The organism is Sphingobacterium sp. UDSM-2020 (assembly GCF_016132525.1).
In the GTDB taxonomy this organism is placed as follows: Bacteria; Bacteroidota; Bacteroidia; order Sphingobacteriales; family Sphingobacteriaceae; genus Sphingobacterium; species Sphingobacterium anhuiense.
Genome location: NZ_CP066166.1, coordinates 2,188,142 through 2,208,723, shown reverse-complemented (window position 1 = coordinate 2,208,723; position 20,582 = coordinate 2,188,142). Strand labels below are relative to the sequence as shown.

Sequence of the window (20,582 nt, the reverse complement as noted above, 5' to 3'; positions counted from 1 at the left end):
TATGACCGAAAAACTTAGCTATATCAGTATCCTTCGAATTATTGCTACCATTGCGGTCATCGCGATACACGCATCTTCGGGTTACTTAAATAGTACTGATATAGCTGGGTTTGACTGGAAATATGCAAATCTGATAAATAGTTTCACTCGATTCTCTGTCCCCATATTTGTGATGCTTTCTGGGGCTCTCCTGCTGACGAAAGAAGAACATACAGGACAGTTTTATAAAAAAAGACTCCTTAAGATTTTTTATCCCTTTCTTTTTTGGACTATTATTTACTTTTTTTATAACACGAATGTGCTGGAATTAAATATAGACCAATTGATCTCTACATTGGTCTATAGACTCAAAAACGGTGCGAACGCACATCTTTGGTATCTCTATATGATCATGGGTCTATACCTTGCTATTCCTTTTCTTCAAAAGATCGTAAAGCATTCATCTATGAGAGAACTGGAGATTTTTTTAGTTTTATGGTTTATAACGCTGTTTATATTCAACAAAAACTTTTCAACCTATCTACCAAAATTCGATCTTACATTTTTTTCGAGTTATACAGGGTACTTGATCTTAGGCTATTATTTGAAGGTGAAAGATTTTAGGGGGATAAAATGGTGGTGTTTGTTTTTATTTATCATGGCTGCATTGGGAACAGCTTATTTTACTTATGAAATGAGTTTAAGCGCACATGAATTTCGTCCTCTTTTATACGGTTATTTGTCACCGAATACATTCCTGATTGCTACCGGTATATTTATATTCATCAAAAAAATATCGCGTGATCTAAAACTTCCCCAGTGGGCATTATGGATCGATCAATATAGTTTTGGAATATATCTCTGCCATATTCTGATTTTAAATTATGTACATCCGATATTACCCGTGGGCACATTTTTAAAGATTCCTTTAGCAACTTTTGTTACACTTGCCATCAGTACTATGCTTATATACGGTATTCGTAAAATTCCTTTTGGCAAATACATTTCTGGTTAATAAAAAAGCTTCAATAAGCGCAGGGCTAATTGAAGCTTTTTTATATTTGAGATTCGCGTAAGACTAGAAAGGTAAATCGTCGTCGTCATTTGATCCTGATAAATCAACTGGAGCTGGCATTTCAGCATAACCTGGAGCAGGAGCTGAAGCAGCAGTATTTGCTAATTTAGTAACTCTCCAAGCAACTAATGAATTGAAGTATGTTGTTACACCTTCTTTATTTGTCCAAGGACGACCACGTAAATTGAAAGAAACTTCAATTTCTTCACCTACAGTCAAACCATCAAAAATTGATGTTCTGTCTTGAGTAGCTTCAAAGCGAATATATTCAACAAACTGCGGATTTTCAGCGTAAGCCACGATTATATCACGCTTCTTAAATGACTCTGTTACTTGTTGCGTAGCACCTATTTCGTGTACTTTTCCTCTAATTTCCATAATCAAAAATATTAAACCGTAAAAATAAGCATTTTTTGAGTAAGAGATTAACTAACTTTGTACAAATATTATGGAAGTTTTCAACACCCCCAATAAAATCATCATCACTTGCAATAAGCGACTTTCTCCTTATTTGCAACAAGAAGTCGAAGAACTTGGCTTCGAGATCAAACGTTCTTTCTCTACTGGTGTAGAATTATTTAACACCTTGAATGAAACGATTAAGTTAAATTTGAATTTGCGCACTGCTTCTCAGATTCTTTATTCGATAAAAGAATTTAAAGCGTCCAACCCTCAGGAACTATACGATGAACTGAAAGACATCGCATGGGAAGAGCTTATTGCTTTTGACGGCTATTTTTCTGTGACTTCAAATGTCGATAACGAAACAATCACGACACCTTTATTTGCGAATTTGAAAGTTAAGGATGCCATAGTTGATCGTATCAAAGAAAAAAAGGACATTCGCCCAAATTCGGGTTCTGATGCAAACAAAGCTGTTATACATCTGTATTGGAAAGATGATCGCGCAGAAGTTTTTATCGATTCTTCCGGTGAGACGCTAGCAAAACACGGTTATCGTAAACACCCTGGAAAGGCACCAATGTTAGAAGCGCTTGCTGCTGGTACTATTCTTGCAACGAAATGGGATGGTCTATCATCTTTTGTCAACCCAATGTGCGGTTCTGGTACTTTAGCTATTGAAGCAGCATTGATCGCAACCAACCGTCGTCCTGGCCTTTACCGCATGAACTATTCGTTTATGCATTTCATTGGTTACGATGAAGAAGTCTTTTTTCAAGAAAGAAGAAATCTTAAAGAACAGGTCAATAAGAAAGCAAATCCGAAGATAATTGCTTCAGATCTTTCGCAACAGGCGGTAGATATTGCGATCATGAATGCCAAGACTGCTGGTGTAGATCAGCTTATTGATTTTCAAGTTTGTGATTTTGCTGACACAACTGTACCACAAGAAGAAAAAGGAATTGCTATATTTAACCCGGAATATGGTGAACGCCTTGGTAATCATAGTCAATTGGAATTAACATATAAACGTGTAGGTGACTTTCTAAAACAAAACTGCAAGGGTTATAAAGGTTACATTTTTACTGGAAATCCGGATCTTGCCAAAAAGATAGGCTTACGGGCTTCTAGAAAAGTTGAATTTTATAACGGTAAATTAGATTGTCGTTTATTAGAATACGAATTATACGAGGGAACTCGCGAAAAACCAAAAGTAATTTATGAATAAGATTATTGAAAGTACGGTTGCATTTGTACAGGACAGATTAAAATTTGCTGAATCTGGTCATGATTGGTCTCATATCCAACGTGTATGGAACAACACAAAATTAATTCTTCAAACGGAAGAGGCGGATTACCAAACTTGCGAACTAGCCGCTTTATTACATGATATTGCTGATAGCAAATTTCACGATGGAGATGAAACGATAGGCCCTCGTGTTGCTGGTGAATTTTTAACCTCTATAGGCGTTGATAAAGACGTAATTGAACATGTTGAAAAAATTATTTTAAACATGTCTTTTAAGGCAAGTCTTGGCGAAATCGTTTTTCATTCTAAGGAACTTGAGATTGTTCAGGATGCTGATCGTTTGGATGCAATAGGTGCAATTGGTGTTGCTCGAGCATTCAACTATGGCGGTCATAAAAACAGAGAAATGTATAATCCGAATGTCCCTGTTCAAGAATATCAGGACAAGGAAAGCTACAAACATTCTGAAGCACCGACAATTAATCATTTTCACGAAAAACTTTTATTGCTTAAAGATAAAATGAATACCAAAGCAGCTCAAGCTATCGCTGAAAAAAGACATGAATTTATGCTTTCTTTTTTAGATGAATTTTATGCTGAGTGGGAAGGTAAACGATAACAATAATAAAACTTAATATTTCCTTAACTCGGAAATTACACAAAAATGGTACTTTCGATAATTATCGAGGTACCATTTTTTTTGTTTAAATTTAGTCTGTAAAACTAAGCCCGTAATAAATTGCAATCTATGCGAACAGGTTATGATCGCTTATTTTTTATATTTAAAACAAAAAGAGCTCGTAGACTCCTAAGTAAAACAAAGTATTCGTCTATACCAGAAAACATGAATACTACTTTATATTTATATCCGATGAAAAAAACAGTTTTTGTAATCCTTGCCACTATGGCCGTTATGGGAATCACTGAATTAAATGCTCAAACCAAAATCATTGCTCACCGTGGAGCTTTTAAAAACACGAAAGTTCCGGAAAATTCAATTGCTTCGTTAAAAGCCGCTAAGGATTTAAATCTTTGGGGTTCGGAATATGATGTACATCTTACAAAGGATAATGTACTTGTTGTCAATCATGATAATGATTTTTACGGAATAGATATTGCGACCGCTACTTACCAGGAGTTATTGGCCAAAAGCCATCCAAATGGTGAGAAAATTCCTACTTTAGAGGAATATATCAAAGCAGGGTTAAAGCTTAAAGGTTTAAAATTAATTCTTGAATTGAAGACTAATAAACTAGGACTTGAACGTACCTTGGAGGCTACTGAAAAAGCTGTCGCTTTAGTAAAAGAATTAAAAGCTGAAAAAGTAACTGAATATATTGCTTTCAGTTATGATGCTTGTAAAAAGATCCATGAACTTGATCCTAAAGCTAAGGTCGCCTATTTAAATGGCGATATTGCTCCTGATCAAATTAAAAAAGATGGTTTAACGGGTATTGATTATCATCTTAGTGTTTTCACGAAAAACCCAACCTGGTTACAAGAATCAAAAGCATTAAAGCTGACGACAAATGCTTGGACAGTTAATAAAGAAGATGATATGAAATCTCTGATCAGTCAAAAGATTGATTACATTACAACGAATGAACCTGAGCTTTTAAAGACTTTACTCAAAAAATAATTAACCTTGTATAGCAGTTCATAGATATGAACAACACATTTATAAAAAAATAAGTTAATGAAAAAAATTATTCTTGCTTTCTCTATTTTACTTGTGGGTTTAGGAAGTGCTCTTGCACAGCAAATGCGAGTGGCCACCTACAATATAAGACAGAAAAATGATCATGATATTGGTAATATGTGGAATGAACGCAGAGATGCTGTAGCCAATTTGATTAAATTCCATAATTTCGAAATTTTCGGTATACAGGAAGCATTTATTGACCAAGTGAAAGATCTTCAAGAACGTCTTCCTGATTTTAAATCGATAGGTGTTGGTCGAGACGATGGTGCAGAAAAAGGAGAACATTCTTCAATTTTTTATAACAAGAACCGTTTTGACGCTATTAAAAGCGGAACTTTCTGGTTGTCTGCGACAGATACAAAACAACCCAATAAAGGCTGGGATGCTGCACTGCCACGAATCTGCACATGGGCAGTTTTAAAGGATAAAAAAAGTGGAAAATCATTTATTTTTATGAATACGCACTTTGACCATGTTGGTGTTGAAGCGAGAAAAGAAAGTGCTAAATTGATCTTAACTAAGGCAAAGGAATTAGCCGGTAATCTTCCTTTAATCTTAACAGGTGATTTCAATGTTGATGAACATAATGAAGCATATTTTACTTTAGCAAATAGCAAAACTGTGGTCGATAGTTATACCGTTAGTCCTCGAATCTATGAACCAAGCTCTTCTTTTAATGGCTGGGGTAAAAGTATTAAACAGAAAGAAAGGATAGATCATATTTTTGTTGTTCCTAAAACAAAAGTAAGTAACTATGCAATATTGACTGATACGTATCAGGGAAAATTTCCGTCAGATCATTTTCCTGTTATTGTAGATTTATCGCTATAAAACAGAATTATATTGTGCCGGTCTAAAACCGGCGCAATTAAACTACCTTTTCCCTTGATTTATCAAGAGTTAGACGATCATTTGGGGATCCACTCACCCTTCTAAATACGGTAAATATTCGTACTCTTCGTTAAACTTTAGATTCCTTTTGCGTTCTAATTTGTAGTTTTACAAAAAAAAAGACATGAAAAGTATCTTATCATACGCTCTTATTGCATCAGGATTATTCTTTGCAACTCAATCTCAAGCTCAGTCCAAAGGGCTTTCTAAGTTAAAGGATATCTTAAATTCTACATCTGCTCAAAATAAAACAAATAGCGATACTACTACGAGTAAAGTTGTTCCCTCTAATCAGGCTGTCGTAAAAAATATTACAAAGAAAGAAGCTACTTCGGGTATAAAAGAAGCTTTAGCTAAAGGATTGACTAACAGTGTTAATATTCTTTCTGTAAAAGATGGATTTTTAGGAGATGCCGCAGTCAAAATTTTAATGCCTGCTGAAGCTCAAAAAGTAGAAAAAGCACTTCGCGCAGTAGGTATGGGTTCTTTGTGTGATCAGTTTATCAGCAGTATGAATAGAGCTGCGGAAACAGCTGTTAGTGAAGCAGGGACTGTTTTTGTCAACTCTTTATCGAAAATGACGATTACAGATGCTTACAATATTTTATTAAGTGGTAATCAAAATGCCGCAACGACTTTCTTTAAAACAAATACTTCGACCGAACTGACTTCAAAATTCTCTCCTGTTATAGACAAGGCAATGGGGGCTAATAATGTATCGGGTTACTGGAATCAATTAACGACTGCTTATAACAATTTACCATTTTCAAAAAAGGTAGAAACCAATTTAACAGGTTACGTTACGCAAAAAGCTATCGATGGATTATTTGTAAAAGTAGCAGATCAAGAGTTAAAGATCAGAGAAAATATTGGTGGATCGCGAAACACGGATTTACTATCAAAAGTATTCGGCTGGGCTGATAATCAAAAATAAGGTATTGGACAGAATTTTTAATTCTGTCTACACCTTTACGTTTCTTTTGTTAATATGGCTAAAATATAGCCTGGACCAATTTTTATACTGGTATATAGTAGCAAGTCCGATCAATAATAAGATAGACTTCACAAATAAATTTACTCCAAAATAAGGTGTGATTTGCACATGTTTCGCCATTAGTATTAAAGCGAAAAACATATAATATAACCCACAAATAATCAGATAAATTTGAAATGCTTTTCTTAAGATTCGTTGATTCTTTGTCTTGATTAAAATCCAAAACGGAATTAGAAGGTATATAAATTGACTAATATAGATCAATTGTCTAATAGAATTATCCATACTAAAAAGTAAAAATAACTGAGCGATAAAAAGAAGGAGAAACATTGCTTTTAATAAACGCAACATACTGGAAATCAAATTTTAAGTTTTTTAAATTTACAAAAAAAATATTGTTTTACAAATAATAAACTATAAAAGTCAAAATTCGCTAATGCTCACATTTTTTGTAATTTTGCAGGGCATAATCACATTAATGATATAAAAAGTATGAGTAAGTTCGAGATCAATAACATCAGTGATTTTTCAGTTTCTGAAAGATTCCAACGTTATGTACAGATAGATACACAGTCGGATGCAAGTTCGCCTACTTGTCCTTCGACAGAAAAGCAAAAAAATTTAGGTAATCTTCTTGTGGAGGAATTACTGGCATTGGGAATTTCTGATGCAGCCATGGATGAAAATGGCTATGTATATGCAACTATCCCTTCCAATAGTACTAAAAAAGTACCTACTATTTGTTTCTGTTCGCATATGGACACGTCACCTGACTCCTCAGGTAAAGATGTTAAACCTTTGGTTCATCATGATTATCAAGGTCAGGATCTGGTATTACCGGATGATAACAGTATTATCATCAAATATTCGGAACATCCTGATCTGGCAAATCAAATCGGTCATAATATTATTACAGCGAGCGGTACAACACTATTGGGCGCCGATGATAAGGCGGGAATTGCAGAAATAATGGATGCAGCTCGATTATTAATGAAACATCCTGAGATCAAGCATGGGGATATAAAAATCTTATTTACGCCAGATGAAGAAATTGGAAGAGGGGTTGACAAAGCTGATCTTAAACGCCTAGCTGCTGATTATGCATATACGATGGATGGTGAAAAAGCGGGCACGATAGAAGATGAAACTTTTTCTGCAGATGGTGCAACATTAACCATACATGGTGTTTCCGTTCATCCTGGATTTGCTAAAGGAAAAATGCAAAGTGCTATCAAAATTGCTAGTGCAATTATAGAGGCTTTACCCCAGGACCGCCTGTCGCCAGAAAGTACAAATAAAAAAGATGGTTTTGTTCATCCGACAAATATCTCGGGCACAGTGGAAAAAGCAGAAATCCATTTTATTATCCGTGATCACCTTACAGCTAATTTAGTAAAGCATGAATCTGAGCTTGAAGCTATTGCAAAATCTATAGTCGCTCAATACCCTAACTGCAGTTATACGTTCGAAGTAAAGGAACAGTACCGCAACATGAAGGAAATTCTGGATCAATATCCTCAAATCATGGAAATTGGAATTGAAGCAATTACAAGGGCTGGCATGAAGGCTGAACGCAGAAGTATTCGCGGTGGTACTGATGGTTCGCGTTTATCTTTTATGGGATTACCTTGTCCTAATATTTTTGCTGGTGGACACGCTTTCCATGGAAAACAGGAATGGGTATCTGAACAAGATATGCAAAAAGCTGTTTTAACAATTTTGCATGTAGCATCTCTTTGGGAAGAAAAATAATCATTAACTTCATACATATTCAACGCGTTTAAGGAAATAACATATATGCAATCTAACGAAGTTTTAAAAGCAATACAGAGCCGAAGATCAGTTTTTCAAGCTAATTTTACGGATCAAGATGTTAATAAAGAAGATATCTTAACGATTTTAGAAGCGGCGAATGCTGCTCCTACTCATAAAAGAACGCAACCTTGGCGTTTTACTATTTTCAAAGGCGAAGGTCTTTTACGTCTAGGCACTGAACTTTCGCGTATTTATAAAGCGGTCACCCCTCCAGAAAAATACTTTGAAAAAACAGAAATCACTATGGGTGAAAAGGCTACGCAATCCAAAGTTGCAATAGCTTTAATTGTCAATTATACTGGTGACGTTCCTGAGTGGGAAGAACTGGCGGCAACATCTTGTGCGATTGAAAATATGTGGTTAGCGGCACATTCTTTAGGATTGGGAGGTTATTGGGCTACTCCAGGATTAATCAATCACTTAAGCAATTTCTTAAATTTAGAAGAGAATCAAAAGTGCATTGGGTTGTTTTATTTAGGACACCATGAAACAGAAGCTAGAGAACCTGTTCGATCTCCTATTGCGGACAAAATCCGTTGGGAGGAATAAAAATATTCTTTAATTAATAAAAAAGGTCGACCCAACAGTCGACCTTTTTTATTGCAGCTTATTATTAAACTTCTTAATCTCAAATTTTTAAAAATTTATTTTCACAGTCTACGATATATTCGTAAATTAAACCAAAATTGGCCTATGAAAATAATCATATCCTTCTTATTATACATAATCTTTACATTCTCTCCAAGTTTCGCCCAAAGCGTGATTAAAGGTGTTGTATTGGATCGGGAAACTAAGCAACCTATTCACGGAGCTACTGTTTATATCAATAATTCATCATCTGCAACCAGTACTGCAAAGGATGGTAGTTTCCAACTGCACCAAAAAATTATCCAGAATCAAGAACTGGTCATTTCAAATATTGGATATGAGGCCGCATTTGAAACAATTACTACTAATAATTATGAAAAGGTAAAGATTTATTTAACACGTAAGATTACTACTCTAGAAGAAGTTAGTGTTATCCCGTTTGAAAAAGATGGTTGGGCAAAGTGGGGTAAATATTTTACGGAAAGCTTTATCGGAACAAGTAAGTTTGCTCAAAAAACGAAAATATTAAATCCAGATATACTGCGATTCCGATATAATAAATCATCAAAAATATTAACTGTAATAGCGAACGAACCAATACAAATAGACAATAAAGAACTGGGTTATATGATCTCATACGATCTCATTAGTTTTCGATCGAACTTTTCTGAAAATACAATTCAATTTGAAGGTTTTAGCTATTTTAAAGATTATAAGCGGATTACAAAGAGTATATTGAAGCAAAGAAGAGTGGCCTACCAGCTTTCCATGATGCGCTTTATACGAAGTTTATATGAACATAAATGGCAGGAGGATGGTTATGTAGTCCGCGAGCTTACTAAAAAAGAAAATCTAGAAAGAAAAGATGCCCAGGAAAAACTGAAAACAATAACGTCACTGGTCAATACGAAATATGAAGGTAAATGGAACTCATTTTATATACTGCAATCAGAAATCATCAAAGATAGTGTGACTAAATATCAAAATATCATGCGGCAACCTGAGTTCTATGACGTCTTAGGAAAACAGTTAACTGAATCTGATCTTGAAAAAGGAAGCTTGGGAAATCAATTAAAGGAAATTCACCATCAAAATTACATTCATATCTTAAATAGGAACCAAAAAATAGACCTCGATTATTTCAATTCTAACAATGCTTATGATGAATCATCTCGTTTAAAAATAGATGACGATTCATCCATTGTCATAAATTATCAAGGAAACTATACGCCTGCTATACAATGGTCAATGGAAGGTTTTTTTGCCTGGTATTCTAAAGTTGGCAATATGCTCCCCTTGGATTATACTGTACAGGAAAATAATAAATAGTCTTTCTTAATTACTTTTTTCTTCAATTCCAAAACAATGTGTCGGCTTGAAAGCTTGGGTAGGATTTTCTATAGGAAAGCTAATAATTAATTTACCTTTTTTTCCATGCCACTTGGGCCCCTTGTCTATTAATCTTAATATCTCCTTTTTTAGAACTTCATTGGGTACGTCTTCAAAATTAACATTTATTAATTTTCCATTTTTATCAACTTCAAAATTCAGGATAATTTTACCTCCTAAATCCCGCACCTGTACATTTCTTTGCAGATATTGCTCAAATGCATTCCATCCTTCTATCGGTGAGGCATCTCCACCAGTTAAGAGGGGTTCAATCGCAATCTTATTTTCAGGGGAACTCAGCTCGACTTCTGTCGTTCTACTTTTATTTATATTAAAATTCTTAAAATAAATAAAGGCGATAAGCACGACAAAAATGACTGCTGCTGCTGATCCAACTGCCAATCGTTGCCAAGTATAAAACTGGGCATTACGAGTAGATATCGTTTGCTCCACACGGCGGTTTAAACGCTGTTGCAACAAACTCAATTGTCGTACATCCACTCCTTTTTGCAAACGATAACCTTCAATTGCATCCTGCAAAAAAGGATCTTCCAATGCTTCTTTCTCTAGTTGAAACATTTCCTCTTTATTCATCAGACCACTGATGTAGTTATGAATTCTGGATAATTGATAATTATTTTCCATTTTACTTACTCTCCATACAAATTTTAAGATTTCGCTTGCCATTTTGAATATAGCTTTTCACTTTATTCATTTCTATTCCGGTAAGGGCTACGATATCTTTATAACACTTTTGCTCTAAATAAAATAACCTGATACAACGCTCCTGTTCAGGTTTTAGCGTCAACATGCACATTTCTAATTTTTCAAATTGACTTTCGCTCCATTCTTTGGGATCAGATTCATCTAAATAATCATGACCAACCGCAACTTGTTCATCAATATCAACATACTGCGTTCCCTTTTCTTTCCTCAGCTGCATGAGGCAAAAATTTTTAGAAAATGTGTAAAGCCAGCTTTTAAAATTATCGACCTCGTGGATGCGCAATTTCCGAATCAATTCTTCAAAAATTTGCATGACGGCATCCTGACTCTTTTCGGCATCGTGCAAATATTTAAAACATACACCATAAAGCAATGACATATAGGGAGCATACAATTTACCCAAAAGATCCAGATCTCCTGTACTTCGATATTGTATTAATAATTCCTTTTCTGTCATGCTCGGGATATTACTTTGCTTAATTGATGCTTTAAGATACATAATTCCATAAAACAATCAAGAAAAGATTAATATTATGTTTCACTTTTATATCGAGTTATTGAAATTCTATCGCTTCAAATTGATTGTAGTATCTTCGTACAATCAAAACTTGATAGTCTTTATCAATTATTTGATGACATTTTAAAGAATAATAGATGCTTATGAATGAATATGAATTAATAGCTATTGGCTTATATATGGCCTTAATGATTGGAATTGGAATTTACTCTTGGAGGAAGTCAAACAGTAATTCCGATGATTTTTTGATCGGTGGGCGCAAGATGGGCGCGGCTGTGACTGCTTTATCGGCAGGTGCAGCAGACATGAGCGGCTGGTTACTCATGGGACTTCCCGGTGCGATGTATCTTTCAGGATTATCCAGTGCATGGATTGCAATTGGTCTGACTATTGGCGCATACTTCAATTATGTTATTGTAGCCCCTCGACTTCGGGTATATACAGAAGTTGCCCAAAATGCAATTACACTCCCTGTATTTTTTGAGAATCGTTTTAAAGATAAAACCCAGCTCTTAAAAATTGTCTCTTCAATTTTCATTTTAGTGTTTTTCACTTTATATACTTCTGCAGGTATGGTTTCGGGTGGAAGATTGTTTGAATCGGCTTTTGGTATTGATTACTATACTGGATTGTATGCTACAACTTTTGTTGTTGTACTTTATACTTTCCTAGGTGGATTTTTAGCTGTTAGCTTAACAGATTTTGTGCAGGGAACAATTATGGTCACCGCGCTTGTCATCATTCCAATTGTACTGATTTTCCAACTTGATGGACTGGGTAATACATTGGATATCATACATAATAAAGGTGCTAATTATTTAGATTTACTAAAGGGTACCACCACGGTATCGATCGTATCCTTACTCGCTTGGGGATTAGGTTACTTTGGGCAACCTCATATTTTAGTGCGATTTATGGCTATTGGCGATGTTAAAGATATCCCTAAAGCTAAAAGAATCGGCATTAGCTGGATGATTCTTACTGTTGGTGGAGCATTACTTTTGGGATTATTTGGAATAGCTTATTTATATAAGTTTGATCAAGCTACTATGTTGCAATTTGATCAATCAAAGGAATTGTCAGAAACTATTTTTATCCATCTTTCGAGAGCATTATTTCATCCCTTAATTGGCGGTTTTCTTTTATCCGCAATTTTAGCAGCTGTCATGAGTACCATATCTTCTCAATTATTAGTGACCTCTAGCTCAATGACAGAAGATATTTATAAAGCTTTTTTTAATAAAACAGCTTCTCCTAAACGTATGTTACTTGTAAGTCGACTTTCTGTGCTTATTGTAGCGATAATTGCCTTACTGCTCTCCCTAAACCCTAAAGACAGCATATTAAATCTTGTGGGAAATGCCTGGGCCGGTTTTGGCGCTGCCTTTGGTCCCCTTATCATCTTGTCGTTGCTTTGGAAAAAAACAACCGCCACTGCAGGATTATTGGGAATGTTGGTGGGTGGTGCTACTGTACTTTTATGGGTGTATATTCCTCACGATTACAAATCTGTGTATGAAATCATACCTGGTTTCATTTTGAGTTTCTTAACGATTGTTATTGTTTCGTTTTTCAGCAAACCTGTTGCCCCTGTCATTGCGGAGGAATTTGATCAGGTTACGAAAATTCTGAAATAATAAAAAAGGATAACCTAAATCTGGTTATCCTTTTTTATTATTTGAAATGTTGATATTGACGATATATTATCGGTCTTTCTTATCCATCATTGTATTCCTAAGTCTACTGAAATAACAAGAGTGCAATAATTAAGGTCACAATAATATTAAATGTTTGTGCAATTAAAAAGGCATACAATGGCTTTTTATTATCCTGTTGAAACAGGTCTTTAAAATTAGTTTCCAATCCGATTGAGGTAAAGGCCAGGGTAAACCAAAGTCCCTGAATAAATTTCAAACTTCCTTTAACCGCAACATTTGTTTCTGGTGAAATAAAAAATGAGAAAAGTAAAGATGCAAATATAAAACCCAGGACAAACTTTGGAAATCTTTCCCAAATAATTTTCAAAGTTGGTTTCTCTTTCTTTGTTTCATCATCAACTGACTTTGAATAGCTCCAATAAATACTAATTGCAAATGCTGCAATTCCTAATAATACATTTTGTGAAAATTTTACAATTGTACTGATTTTTAAGGCTTCTTCTCCAACTAAACTACCTGAAGCGGCTACAGCACCCGATGTATCTATTGAACCTCCTAGCCATGCTCCTGTTACTTCTTGAGACAGTCCCATTTTATCCGCCAAATAAGGCATAAAAATCATCATCGGAATTGCCGTGATCAATACAAGTGAAATAATGTAAGATAACTTTTTACTATCTCCTTTAATTGCTCCAGATGTTGCAATTGCTGCTGATACCCCACAGATAGATACTGCGCTTGATAGCATCAAAGCCATTTCTTTATCAATCTTTAATTTTTTACAAACCCAAAAAGCAAAATACCATACTGAAATGACCACTACTAATGCTTGGATAAGTCCCAGTGAACCAGCTTTGAGTATATCTCCAAAAATAACTGTTGTTCCTAAAAGAATCAATCCAATTTTGACATACAACTCTGTACTTAATGCACTTTTAAACCAATCAGGAAGATTGAAAAAATTACTGATGACCAAGCCGATCGCCAAACTGAAAATAACAGCTTCTAGATTATAGTCTTTTACGAGTGAATTTCCAGCAAAGATGAGTGCGAGCATGGTTAACACATAGACAGACGGAAAAACTATTAATAAGCTTTTAACCGACTTACCTAATAAGGAGGCTCCGATAATGGCGACAATAAAGACTAGACCAAATTGGGTCGCTATTGCCTGCAGGTTATGAATGGAAAATACTTGGTTTCCTAATTCTGAAAAATTGCTCCAGCTGAAACTTGGTTGAGGAACAATGACCCCAAAAATTGCTAAAAAGACAATTCCTAATCCTAAGATAACAACTACCCAATCCTCAGCTAAGGAGAATGATTTCGAAGATGACATGTAAACAGGTTTTAATTTAGAAACCCCAAATTTAGAAATATTATCCATGCCGGCAACTAGTAAACGAAAAAGTTACCAAATAATAAAGCCGAGATGAAAACATCTCGGCTTCTAAACCTATAATCACTTTTTAAAACCTAAAAACAATATTTATTGGCATCAATCAACTTCTTAGCAATTCGTTGACGCGCATCTTTCACATTAAATGGTTCTGATTTTGTAAAGCGACGTAAACCCACTAACATCATTTTCAACTCATCACCTTCAGCAAAAGAATTTAGGGCTTCTTTTCCTGCAATATTCACTTTATCAATGGTTGAGTAAAGATAAATTTTAGCCATATCTGTTGCATCAGCACTTGCTTCTACTCCTTTTGTATGATATAATTTCTCCGCACGAAGTAACGCTGACTCAGCGATGTATACATAACCAATGATATCGGCAATATTCATCAAAATCTCCTGCTCCTTAGATAAAGACATCATCAATTTTTGAACTGCGGCGCCAGCAATTAATAAGCCTGCCTTTTTCAAATTAGCGATAATTTTCTTTTCTGCTGCAAATGGTGTTTCATCTTCTTCTCCAAAATCAGGAATAGCTAATAGTTCTGATGCAACTGCAGTAGCAGGTCCCATCAAATCAATCTCTCCCTTCATGGCACGTTTCAAAAGCATATCTACGACCAACAGTCTATTTACTTCATTAGTACCTTCAAAAATACGATTGATACGTGAGTCTCGATAAGCGCGTTCCATTGGTGCTTCTGCTGAATATCCCATGCCTCCATAAATCTGTACGCCTTCATCCACAACATAATCTAACATTTCCGAACACCACACTTTAATGATCGCACACTCGATAGCGTATTGTTCTACAGATTTCAGTTTTGCTTTAGCTTCATCCATCCCCCCTGCAACTAATGATTCGTACGTGTCATCAATATTCTGACCGGCACGATATGCTGCTGATTCGGTCGCAAATAATCGCGTTGCCATTTCAGCTAATTTGTAACGGATGGCTCCAAATTTGGAAATAGGTAAATTGAACTGCACGCGCTCATTGGCATATTTAATCGCTTGTGTAATCACCATGCGTGATGAACCGATAGTAGCAGCGCCTAATTTTATACGACCAATGTTTAGGATATTAACCGCTATTTTAAATCCATTTTCACGTTCAGAAAGCATATTTTCAACAGGAACTTCACAATCGTTGAAAAATACCTGACGGGTTGAAGATCCTTTGATTCCCAGTTTATGCTCTTCTGGGTTCATGCTGATTCCTCCAAAATCTTTCTCAACAATAAAAGCGGTAAGATTCTTATCATCATCAATTTTTGCAAAAACAATAAAGATATCAGCAAAACCACCATTTGTAATCCACATCTTCTGTCCATTAATGACATAGTGTGTACCTGCGGCATTTAATTTTGCTGCAGTACGACCAGAGTTTGCATCTGATCCTGAATTAGGTTCTGTTAAACAATAAGAAGCTTTCCATTCGCCAGTAGCTAATTTTGGAATGTATTTTGTTTTTTGAGCTGCGTTTCCATAGTATAAAATAGGCAAAGTACCTATGCCTGTATGTGCCGATAATGCCACAGCAAAGGAGAATCCTCCCCCAACCGCATCTGCAACTAACATGGATGTATTGAAGTTTTTACCAAATCCCCCGTATTCTTCTGGTATGGACACACTCAACATTCCTAGTTCTCCTGCTTTATCCATAAGACTTGGCATCAAACCTTCTTCCTGGGAGTCAATACGATCCAATTTGTTTAGAACTTCCGTATCTAGAAAGTCAATACAGGTCTGACGAATCATCTTTGCTTCTTCATCAAATTCTTCAGGAATAAAAATATCTGTATAAGATGTCTCTTTAATTACAAATTCTCCGCCTTTAATTGTGTTGCTCATAATTTTTCTGATTAAAGTGCAAAGGATAAAGACTAAAACCTTATTTCTTTGCTTCTATTGTTAAATATTATTCTATTTTTTAAAACAAATACCTCTCGATAAGTCACCTAACTGATCTTTACGATTAAAAATCAGTTTAGATGGTCCGATTTGCAAAACATGTGAATGAAAAGCTGAAGTCATCCTCAAAATGTGCGATTTGATTTCGATAAAGAACATCTCATATGCCCTGTCGAAGTCTTAAAATTTGCGCTGTCTATAGTAATTCAAAAATACCTGCCGCTCCCTGTCCTGTTCCGACACACATGGTTACCATGCCGTATTTTTTATTTCTACGCTTCAGTTCATTTAATATTTGAACAGTCAATTTGGCTCCAGTACAACCCAATGGATGGCCTAAAGCAATGGCACCGCCATTGACATTAACTTTTTCTTCATCAAGACCCAATTCGCGAATAACGGCTAAAGATTGTGATGCAAAAGCTTCATTCAATTCGAATAAATCGATATCTTCTTTTTTTAATCCTGCCATTTTTAGAGCTTTTGGTATAGCTACAATAGGTCCAATACCCATAATACGTGGCGGAACTCCTGCCACGGCATAACTGACAAGACGTGCTATCGGTTTTAGGTTCAATTCTTTCATTTTTTCTTCTGAAACAATCAAAACAAAAGCTGCTCCATCTGAAGTTTGTGATGAGTTACCTGCTGTGACAACACCATCAGCTGCAAAAACTGGACGCAACTTCGCTAGTGCTTCAAGTGATGAATCTGCTCTTGGTCCTTCGTCTGTGTCAACGACATATTCTCTTGTTTCTAATTTTTTGCCATCCTTTAAGTAGTTTTCCTTTACTGTAATCGGAACAATGCCATCTTTTAAATGGCCATTTTTAATAGCCTCAACAGCTTTTTGATGTGATTTTAAGGAGAATGCATCTTGGTCTTCTCGAGATACGCCGTATTCTTTTGCAACAGCTTCGGCTGTAAGTCCCATTCCCCAATACCAATCTGGATTTTCTTTTGCTACTTCAGGGTTTGGAACAATTTTCCATCCTCCAAAAGGCATTCCTGACATAACCTCTACTCCGCCAGCAATAATACAATCTGCCATTCCGGCTTTTATTTTTGCTACGGCTGTAGCTATTGTCTCCAACCCAGAAGCACAGTAACGATTTACAGTGACTCCTGGTACTTTATCCGTTTGCAAACCCATCAGCGAGATTAAACGTCCTACATTCAATCCTTGCTCTGCTTCTGGCATTGCATTACCGACGATTACATCGTCAATTTCTTCTTTATTTAAGTTGGGTACTGATGCCACCAAATGCTTGATCACATCAGCGGCCAAATCATCCGCACGCATAAAACGAAATCCTCCACGAGGTGCTTTCCCTACTGCTGTACGATATCCTGCTACAATGTATGCTTCCATAATTTTTAGATGTGAGATGTGAGATTTAAGATATCAGATCATTAAAATTCACATATTATTTGTTATCATTTTTTAATTTATTCAAAAATCCAAAAATCATTTTTTGAATTTCTATAATTTGAGAACACAGCTGTTCGGCTTGCTCAACCTTTAACAACTTTAGATTTTGTGCTATAATAATTTGTGTTTGCAATTCGAAAGATGATCCATTTGCAATCCCGAGAAAATAAATAAATTCATTTCCCGAATTTCTACCTGCTCCTTCTGCTATATTTGACGCAATCGATATAACTGATCGTTTGATCTGAGATGATAATCCAAATTTTTCTTCTGAAGGAAAAAGAGATACTACTTCATATACTTTTGTAGCTAATTCAATTGATTTACTCCAAATCTTTAATTCTTTCAGATTATGCATATCTCAAATCTAATGTCTCAAATCTCTAATCTAATTTATATTCTAATTTCTTAACGGTTTTCCTTTTGTTAACATAAATTGGATACGTTCCAAAGTTTTTCGTTCTGCACATAACTCAAGAAAAGCTTTACGTTCTAGATCCAATAAATACTGTTCTGAGACTTCTGTTGGTGCCGATAATTCACCGCCACATAAAACATTTCCCAATTTTTCAGAAATCTTTTTATCATGATCAGAGATATAATTTCCAGCACGCATTGAACTTGCTCCTACATAGACAATTCCTAATCCTTGTTTTCCCAATACCTTAATATCAGTCCTTTGAACGGGCTGTATATAACCTGCATTAGCTAATTCTAAAGCTTTTTCCTTTGCATCAGCAATAAGTCGAGCTTTATTCATGGTAATAGCATACTTACCTTGCTGCAGGTATCCAAGTTCATAGGCCTCTATAGCTGAGGTTGACACTTTTGCAGTTCCTATGGTCAAAAAACGATCTTTTAAAGTATTTTGAACAATTTGATCGTCTTTATATTCATCTGAAGCACGTAAAGCAAATTCTTTAGTACCTCCGCCACCAGGTATTACACCAACTCCAAATTCAACTAAGCCCATATATGTCTCAGCATGTGCCTGCACAAAATCGGCATGCATTGAAAATTCACAGCCTCCTCCTAATGTCATTTGAAATGGTGCTACTACTACTGGAATGGACGAATAGCGAATCCGCATAGAAGTATTCTGGAAAGCACGAACCGCCATATTTAATTCATCGTAGTCTTGCTCAGCGGCCATCATGAATATCATACCTATATTAGCTCCTGCGGAGAAATTTTTTCCTTCGTTAGAAATTACTAATCCACGATATTCTTTTTCAGCTAAATCAATTGCTTTATTCACGCCTTGAATTACATCTCCACCGATCGTATTCATTTTGGTATGGAATTCACAATTGATAATTCCATCTCCAAGATCAATAATGGAAACTCCGGAATTTTTCCAAATTGTTTTGCTTTCACGGATGTGATCTAAAACAATCAGATCTTCTGTTCCTGGAATAGGTTTGTATGATTTTGATGCAATATCATAATATTGACGAACGCCATTTTCGATTTTATAGAAAGACTCACAACCTGCGTCTAACATATCATGAACCCATTGTGAAACTTCACCACGTTGACCTGGGAGACGTTTCTCTTCGTTCTTAATTTTTTCTATTGTCTCTCGAACACCTAAAGCATCCCAAACCTCGAAAGGACCTATCTCCCAACCGAAGCCAGCACGCATCGCATCATCGATACGGAAAAAATCGTCAGTAATTTCAGGTACACGATTAGATACGTATTCAAACAAAGGATAATGCATGGCACGGAACAATTCTCCTGCTTTATCTTTCCCTTGTTCATATACTTTCATTCGTTTGCGAATATCTTCCACCAATTTTGTAGCTTCCAGGGTAGCAGATTTCACCTTTCCTTGAGGTCCAAATGTTAAAGTTTTCAGATTTAAAGATTGAATTTCTGAACTTCCAGAAGCATCTTTTACTTTTTCGTAAAATCCTTTTTTGGTTTTTTCACCTAGCCACTTATTTTCAACCATTTTAGTTATAAAGGAAGGCAATTGAAATACCCCCTTAGCTTCATCATTGGGTGCATTCTGGGCGAGGCCATTAGCAACGTTTACCAAAGTATCTAAACCAACAACATCAGCAGTCCGGAAAGTTGCCGATTTCGGATGACCCATCGCTGGACCGGTATACTTATCAACTTCTTCCACAGTCAAACCTAGCGGTTCAACGAGATGGGTTAAAGCAAGCATTGAATAAACACCGATTCTATTGCCAATAAATGCTGGTGTATCCTTGCATAAAACAACTGTTTTACCTAAAAACTTGTCACCAAATTCTAACAGAAAATCAACAACTTCTTTTTTTGTATGGGAGGTAGGAATAATTTCCAACAATTGTAAATAACGTGGCGGATTAAAGAAGTGTGTACCACAAAAATGATCTTTAAAATCTTCGGATCTACCTTCCGTCATAAGATGTATCGGAATACCCGAAGTATTTGAAGTAATCAAAGTGCCTGGTTTTCGGTATTGTTCAACGCGTTCAAACACAGATTTTTTGATATCCAATCGTTCAACGACAACTTCAATGATCCAATCACATGATGCGATATCAGACATATTATCATCAAAATTTCCTGTTGAAATCCTTTTCACAAAAGATTTACTATAAATAGGAGATGGATTAGATTTTACAGCCGTTTCTAAAGACTGGTTGACAATGCGATTGCGAACGAACTTACTATCCAAAGTAAGTCCTTTTGCTGTTTCAGCTGGCAATAGCTCTTTTGGAACGATGTCCAAAAGTAATACTTCCATACCGATGTTAGCAAAATGGCAAGCGATCCTAGAGCCCATTACTCCAGAACCTAATACTGCTACTTTTCTAATGTTTCTACTCATTTATCTAATTGTTTATTATCAAT

General features: G+C 35.6%; 18 protein-coding genes. 10 read left to right on the top strand and 8 right to left on the bottom strand.

Going from position 1 to position 20,582, the window contains the following annotated elements:
* Nucleotide 1 precedes the first annotated feature (1 nt).
* Nucleotides 2-994, top strand: coding sequence for an acyltransferase (locus tag JAZ75_RS09425; protein ID WP_208701443.1), 993 nt, complete (start codon nucleotides 2-4; stop codon nucleotides 992-994).
* A gap of 63 nt (nucleotides 995-1,057) precedes the next feature.
* On the opposite strand, the gene JAZ75_RS09420 is transcribed toward JAZ75_RS09425, so the two are convergent.
* The gene (locus JAZ75_RS09420) at nucleotides 1,058-1,432 is read right to left on the bottom strand and encodes a DUF3127 domain-containing protein (RefSeq protein ID WP_021187916.1); all 375 of its coding nucleotides are present in this window, start codon (nucleotides 1,430-1,432) and stop codon (nucleotides 1,058-1,060) included.
* A 70-nt stretch (nucleotides 1,433-1,502) separates the two neighbouring features.
* Between JAZ75_RS09420 and JAZ75_RS09415 the strand changes: the two genes are divergently transcribed.
* The 8 genes from JAZ75_RS09415 (at nucleotide 1,503) to JAZ75_RS09380 (ending at nucleotide 10,024) form a co-directional block, all read left to right on the top strand.
* Nucleotides 1,503-2,684, top strand: coding sequence for a class I SAM-dependent RNA methyltransferase (locus tag JAZ75_RS09415; protein ID WP_021187917.1), 1,182 nt, complete (start codon nucleotides 1,503-1,505; stop codon nucleotides 2,682-2,684).
* Nucleotides 2,677-3,324, top strand: coding sequence for an HD domain-containing protein (locus JAZ75_RS09410; RefSeq protein WP_132841010.1), 648 nt, complete (start codon nucleotides 2,677-2,679; stop codon nucleotides 3,322-3,324). The genes JAZ75_RS09415 and JAZ75_RS09410 overlap by 8 nt, the downstream gene beginning before the upstream one ends.
* Nucleotides 3,325-3,576: 252 nt before the next feature.
* On the top strand, nucleotides 3,577-4,344 hold the full coding sequence (locus JAZ75_RS09405) for a glycerophosphodiester phosphodiesterase (protein WP_183917447.1): 768 nt from the start codon (nucleotides 3,577-3,579) through the stop codon (nucleotides 4,342-4,344).
* Nucleotides 4,345-4,401: 57 nt separating this feature from the next.
* Nucleotides 4,402-5,238, top strand: a complete 837-nt coding sequence (locus JAZ75_RS09400; RefSeq protein ID WP_208701441.1) for an endonuclease/exonuclease/phosphatase family protein — start codon at nucleotides 4,402-4,404, stop codon at nucleotides 5,236-5,238.
* 184 nt (nucleotides 5,239-5,422) lie between these two features.
* Nucleotides 5,423-6,232, top strand: coding sequence for a DUF4197 domain-containing protein (locus tag JAZ75_RS09395; RefSeq protein WP_021187920.1), 810 nt, complete (start codon nucleotides 5,423-5,425; stop codon nucleotides 6,230-6,232).
* 552 nt (nucleotides 6,233-6,784) lie between these two features.
* On the top strand, nucleotides 6,785-8,044 hold the full coding sequence (gene pepT / locus JAZ75_RS09390; protein ID WP_021187922.1) for a peptidase T: 1,260 nt from the start codon (nucleotides 6,785-6,787) through the stop codon (nucleotides 8,042-8,044).
* A 45-nt stretch (nucleotides 8,045-8,089) separates the two neighbouring features.
* Nucleotides 8,090-8,656, top strand: coding sequence for a nitroreductase (locus JAZ75_RS09385; RefSeq protein ID WP_132769287.1), 567 nt, complete (start codon nucleotides 8,090-8,092; stop codon nucleotides 8,654-8,656).
* Nucleotides 8,657-8,800: 144 nt separating this feature from the next.
* Nucleotides 8,801-10,024 (top strand): carboxypeptidase-like regulatory domain-containing protein, encoded by a 1,224-nt coding sequence (locus JAZ75_RS09380; protein WP_208701439.1) that lies wholly within the window; start codon nucleotides 8,801-8,803, stop codon nucleotides 10,022-10,024.
* 6 nt (nucleotides 10,025-10,030) lie between these two features.
* On the opposite strand, the gene JAZ75_RS09375 is transcribed toward JAZ75_RS09380, so the two are convergent.
* Together JAZ75_RS09375 and JAZ75_RS09370 are read right to left on the bottom strand one after the other, a co-directional pair.
* Entirely contained in the window at nucleotides 10,031-10,771 is a 741-nt protein-coding gene (locus JAZ75_RS09375) for a hypothetical protein (protein WP_208701437.1), read from the bottom strand.
* Nucleotides 10,731-11,267, bottom strand: a complete 537-nt coding sequence (locus JAZ75_RS09370; RefSeq protein WP_132841283.1) for an RNA polymerase sigma factor — start codon at nucleotides 11,265-11,267, stop codon at nucleotides 10,731-10,733. Before JAZ75_RS09370 ends, JAZ75_RS09375 begins: the two co-directional genes overlap by 41 nt.
* Before the next feature lie 203 nt (nucleotides 11,268-11,470).
* Here JAZ75_RS09370 and putP point away from each other — a divergent pair, with 203 nt between their 5' ends.
* Complete coding sequence (putP, locus tag JAZ75_RS09365) at nucleotides 11,471-12,964, top strand: sodium/proline symporter PutP (RefSeq protein ID WP_208701435.1); 1,494 nt, start codon at nucleotides 11,471-11,473, stop codon at nucleotides 12,962-12,964.
* Between the two features lie 103 nt (nucleotides 12,965-13,067).
* Here the strand turns inward: putP and JAZ75_RS09360 are convergent, their stop codons facing one another.
* The 5 genes from JAZ75_RS09360 to JAZ75_RS09340 form a co-directional block, all read right to left on the bottom strand.
* Entirely contained in the window at nucleotides 13,068-14,324 is a 1,257-nt protein-coding gene (locus JAZ75_RS09360; protein ID WP_031286926.1) for a YeiH family protein, read from the bottom strand.
* Nucleotides 14,325-14,461: 137 nt separating this feature from the next.
* Complete coding sequence (locus tag JAZ75_RS09355; RefSeq protein WP_132840998.1) at nucleotides 14,462-16,240, bottom strand: acyl-CoA dehydrogenase family protein; 1,779 nt, start codon at nucleotides 16,238-16,240, stop codon at nucleotides 14,462-14,464.
* A 256-nt stretch (nucleotides 16,241-16,496) separates the two neighbouring features.
* A complete protein-coding gene (locus JAZ75_RS09350; protein WP_132769295.1) occupies nucleotides 16,497-17,672 on the bottom strand; it encodes an acetyl-CoA C-acyltransferase in 1,176 nt (391 codons plus the stop codon).
* A 55-nt stretch (nucleotides 17,673-17,727) separates the two neighbouring features.
* Complete coding sequence (locus tag JAZ75_RS09345; RefSeq protein WP_208701433.1) at nucleotides 17,728-18,090, bottom strand: four helix bundle protein; 363 nt, start codon at nucleotides 18,088-18,090, stop codon at nucleotides 17,728-17,730.
* A 42-nt stretch (nucleotides 18,091-18,132) separates the two neighbouring features.
* Nucleotides 18,133-20,559: a 3-hydroxyacyl-CoA dehydrogenase/enoyl-CoA hydratase family protein gene (locus JAZ75_RS09340; RefSeq protein WP_208701431.1), complete on the bottom strand. Its 2,427-nt coding sequence runs from the start codon at nucleotides 20,557-20,559 to the stop codon at nucleotides 18,133-18,135.
* Nucleotides 20,560-20,582 lie beyond the last annotated feature (23 nt).

What these genes read in the sequence shown, in the direction of transcription:
- JAZ75_RS09395 (WP_021187920.1), top strand. Translation starts at nt 5,423, where the DNA reads ATGAAAAGTATCTTATCATACGCTCTTATTGCATCAGGATTATTCTTT.
- JAZ75_RS09400 (WP_208701441.1), top strand. Translation starts at nt 4,402, where the DNA reads ATGAAAAAAATTATTCTTGCTTTCTCTATTTTACTTGTGGGTTTAGGA.
- JAZ75_RS09355 (WP_132840998.1), bottom strand. Translation starts at nt 16,240, where the DNA reads ATGAGCAACACAATTAAAGGCGGAGAATTTGTAATTAAAGAGACATCT.
- JAZ75_RS09405 (WP_183917447.1), top strand. Translation starts at nt 3,577, where the DNA reads ATGAAAAAAACAGTTTTTGTAATCCTTGCCACTATGGCCGTTATGGGA.
- putP (WP_208701435.1), top strand. Translation starts at nt 11,471, where the DNA reads ATGAATGAATATGAATTAATAGCTATTGGCTTATATATGGCCTTAATG.
- JAZ75_RS09380 (WP_208701439.1), top strand. Translation starts at nt 8,801, where the DNA reads ATGAAAATAATCATATCCTTCTTATTATACATAATCTTTACATTCTCT.
- JAZ75_RS09370 (WP_132841283.1), bottom strand. Translation starts at nt 11,267, where the DNA reads ATGACAGAAAAGGAATTATTAATACAATATCGAAGTACAGGAGATCTG.
- JAZ75_RS09360 (WP_031286926.1), bottom strand. Translation starts at nt 14,324, where the DNA reads ATGTCATCTTCGAAATCATTCTCCTTAGCTGAGGATTGGGTAGTTGTT.
- JAZ75_RS09425 (WP_208701443.1), top strand. Translation starts at nt 2, where the DNA reads ATGACCGAAAAACTTAGCTATATCAGTATCCTTCGAATTATTGCTACC.
- JAZ75_RS09345 (WP_208701433.1), bottom strand. Translation starts at nt 18,090, where the DNA reads ATGCATAATCTGAAAGAATTAAAGATTTGGAGTAAATCAATTGAATTA.
- JAZ75_RS09340 (WP_208701431.1), bottom strand. Translation starts at nt 20,559, where the DNA reads ATGAGTAGAAACATTAGAAAAGTAGCAGTATTAGGTTCTGGAGTAATG.
- JAZ75_RS09385 (WP_132769287.1), top strand. Translation starts at nt 8,090, where the DNA reads ATGCAATCTAACGAAGTTTTAAAAGCAATACAGAGCCGAAGATCAGTT.
- JAZ75_RS09415 (WP_021187917.1), top strand. Translation starts at nt 1,503, where the DNA reads ATGGAAGTTTTCAACACCCCCAATAAAATCATCATCACTTGCAATAAG.
- pepT (WP_021187922.1), top strand. Translation starts at nt 6,785, where the DNA reads ATGAGTAAGTTCGAGATCAATAACATCAGTGATTTTTCAGTTTCTGAA.
- JAZ75_RS09420 (WP_021187916.1), bottom strand. Translation starts at nt 1,432, where the DNA reads ATGGAAATTAGAGGAAAAGTACACGAAATAGGTGCTACGCAACAAGTA.
- JAZ75_RS09350 (WP_132769295.1), bottom strand. Translation starts at nt 17,672, where the DNA reads ATGGAAGCATACATTGTAGCAGGATATCGTACAGCAGTAGGGAAAGCA.
- JAZ75_RS09375 (WP_208701437.1), bottom strand. Translation starts at nt 10,771, where the DNA reads ATGGCAAGCGAAATCTTAAAATTTGTATGGAGAGTAAGTAAAATGGAA.
- JAZ75_RS09410 (WP_132841010.1), top strand. Translation starts at nt 2,677, where the DNA reads ATGAATAAGATTATTGAAAGTACGGTTGCATTTGTACAGGACAGATTA.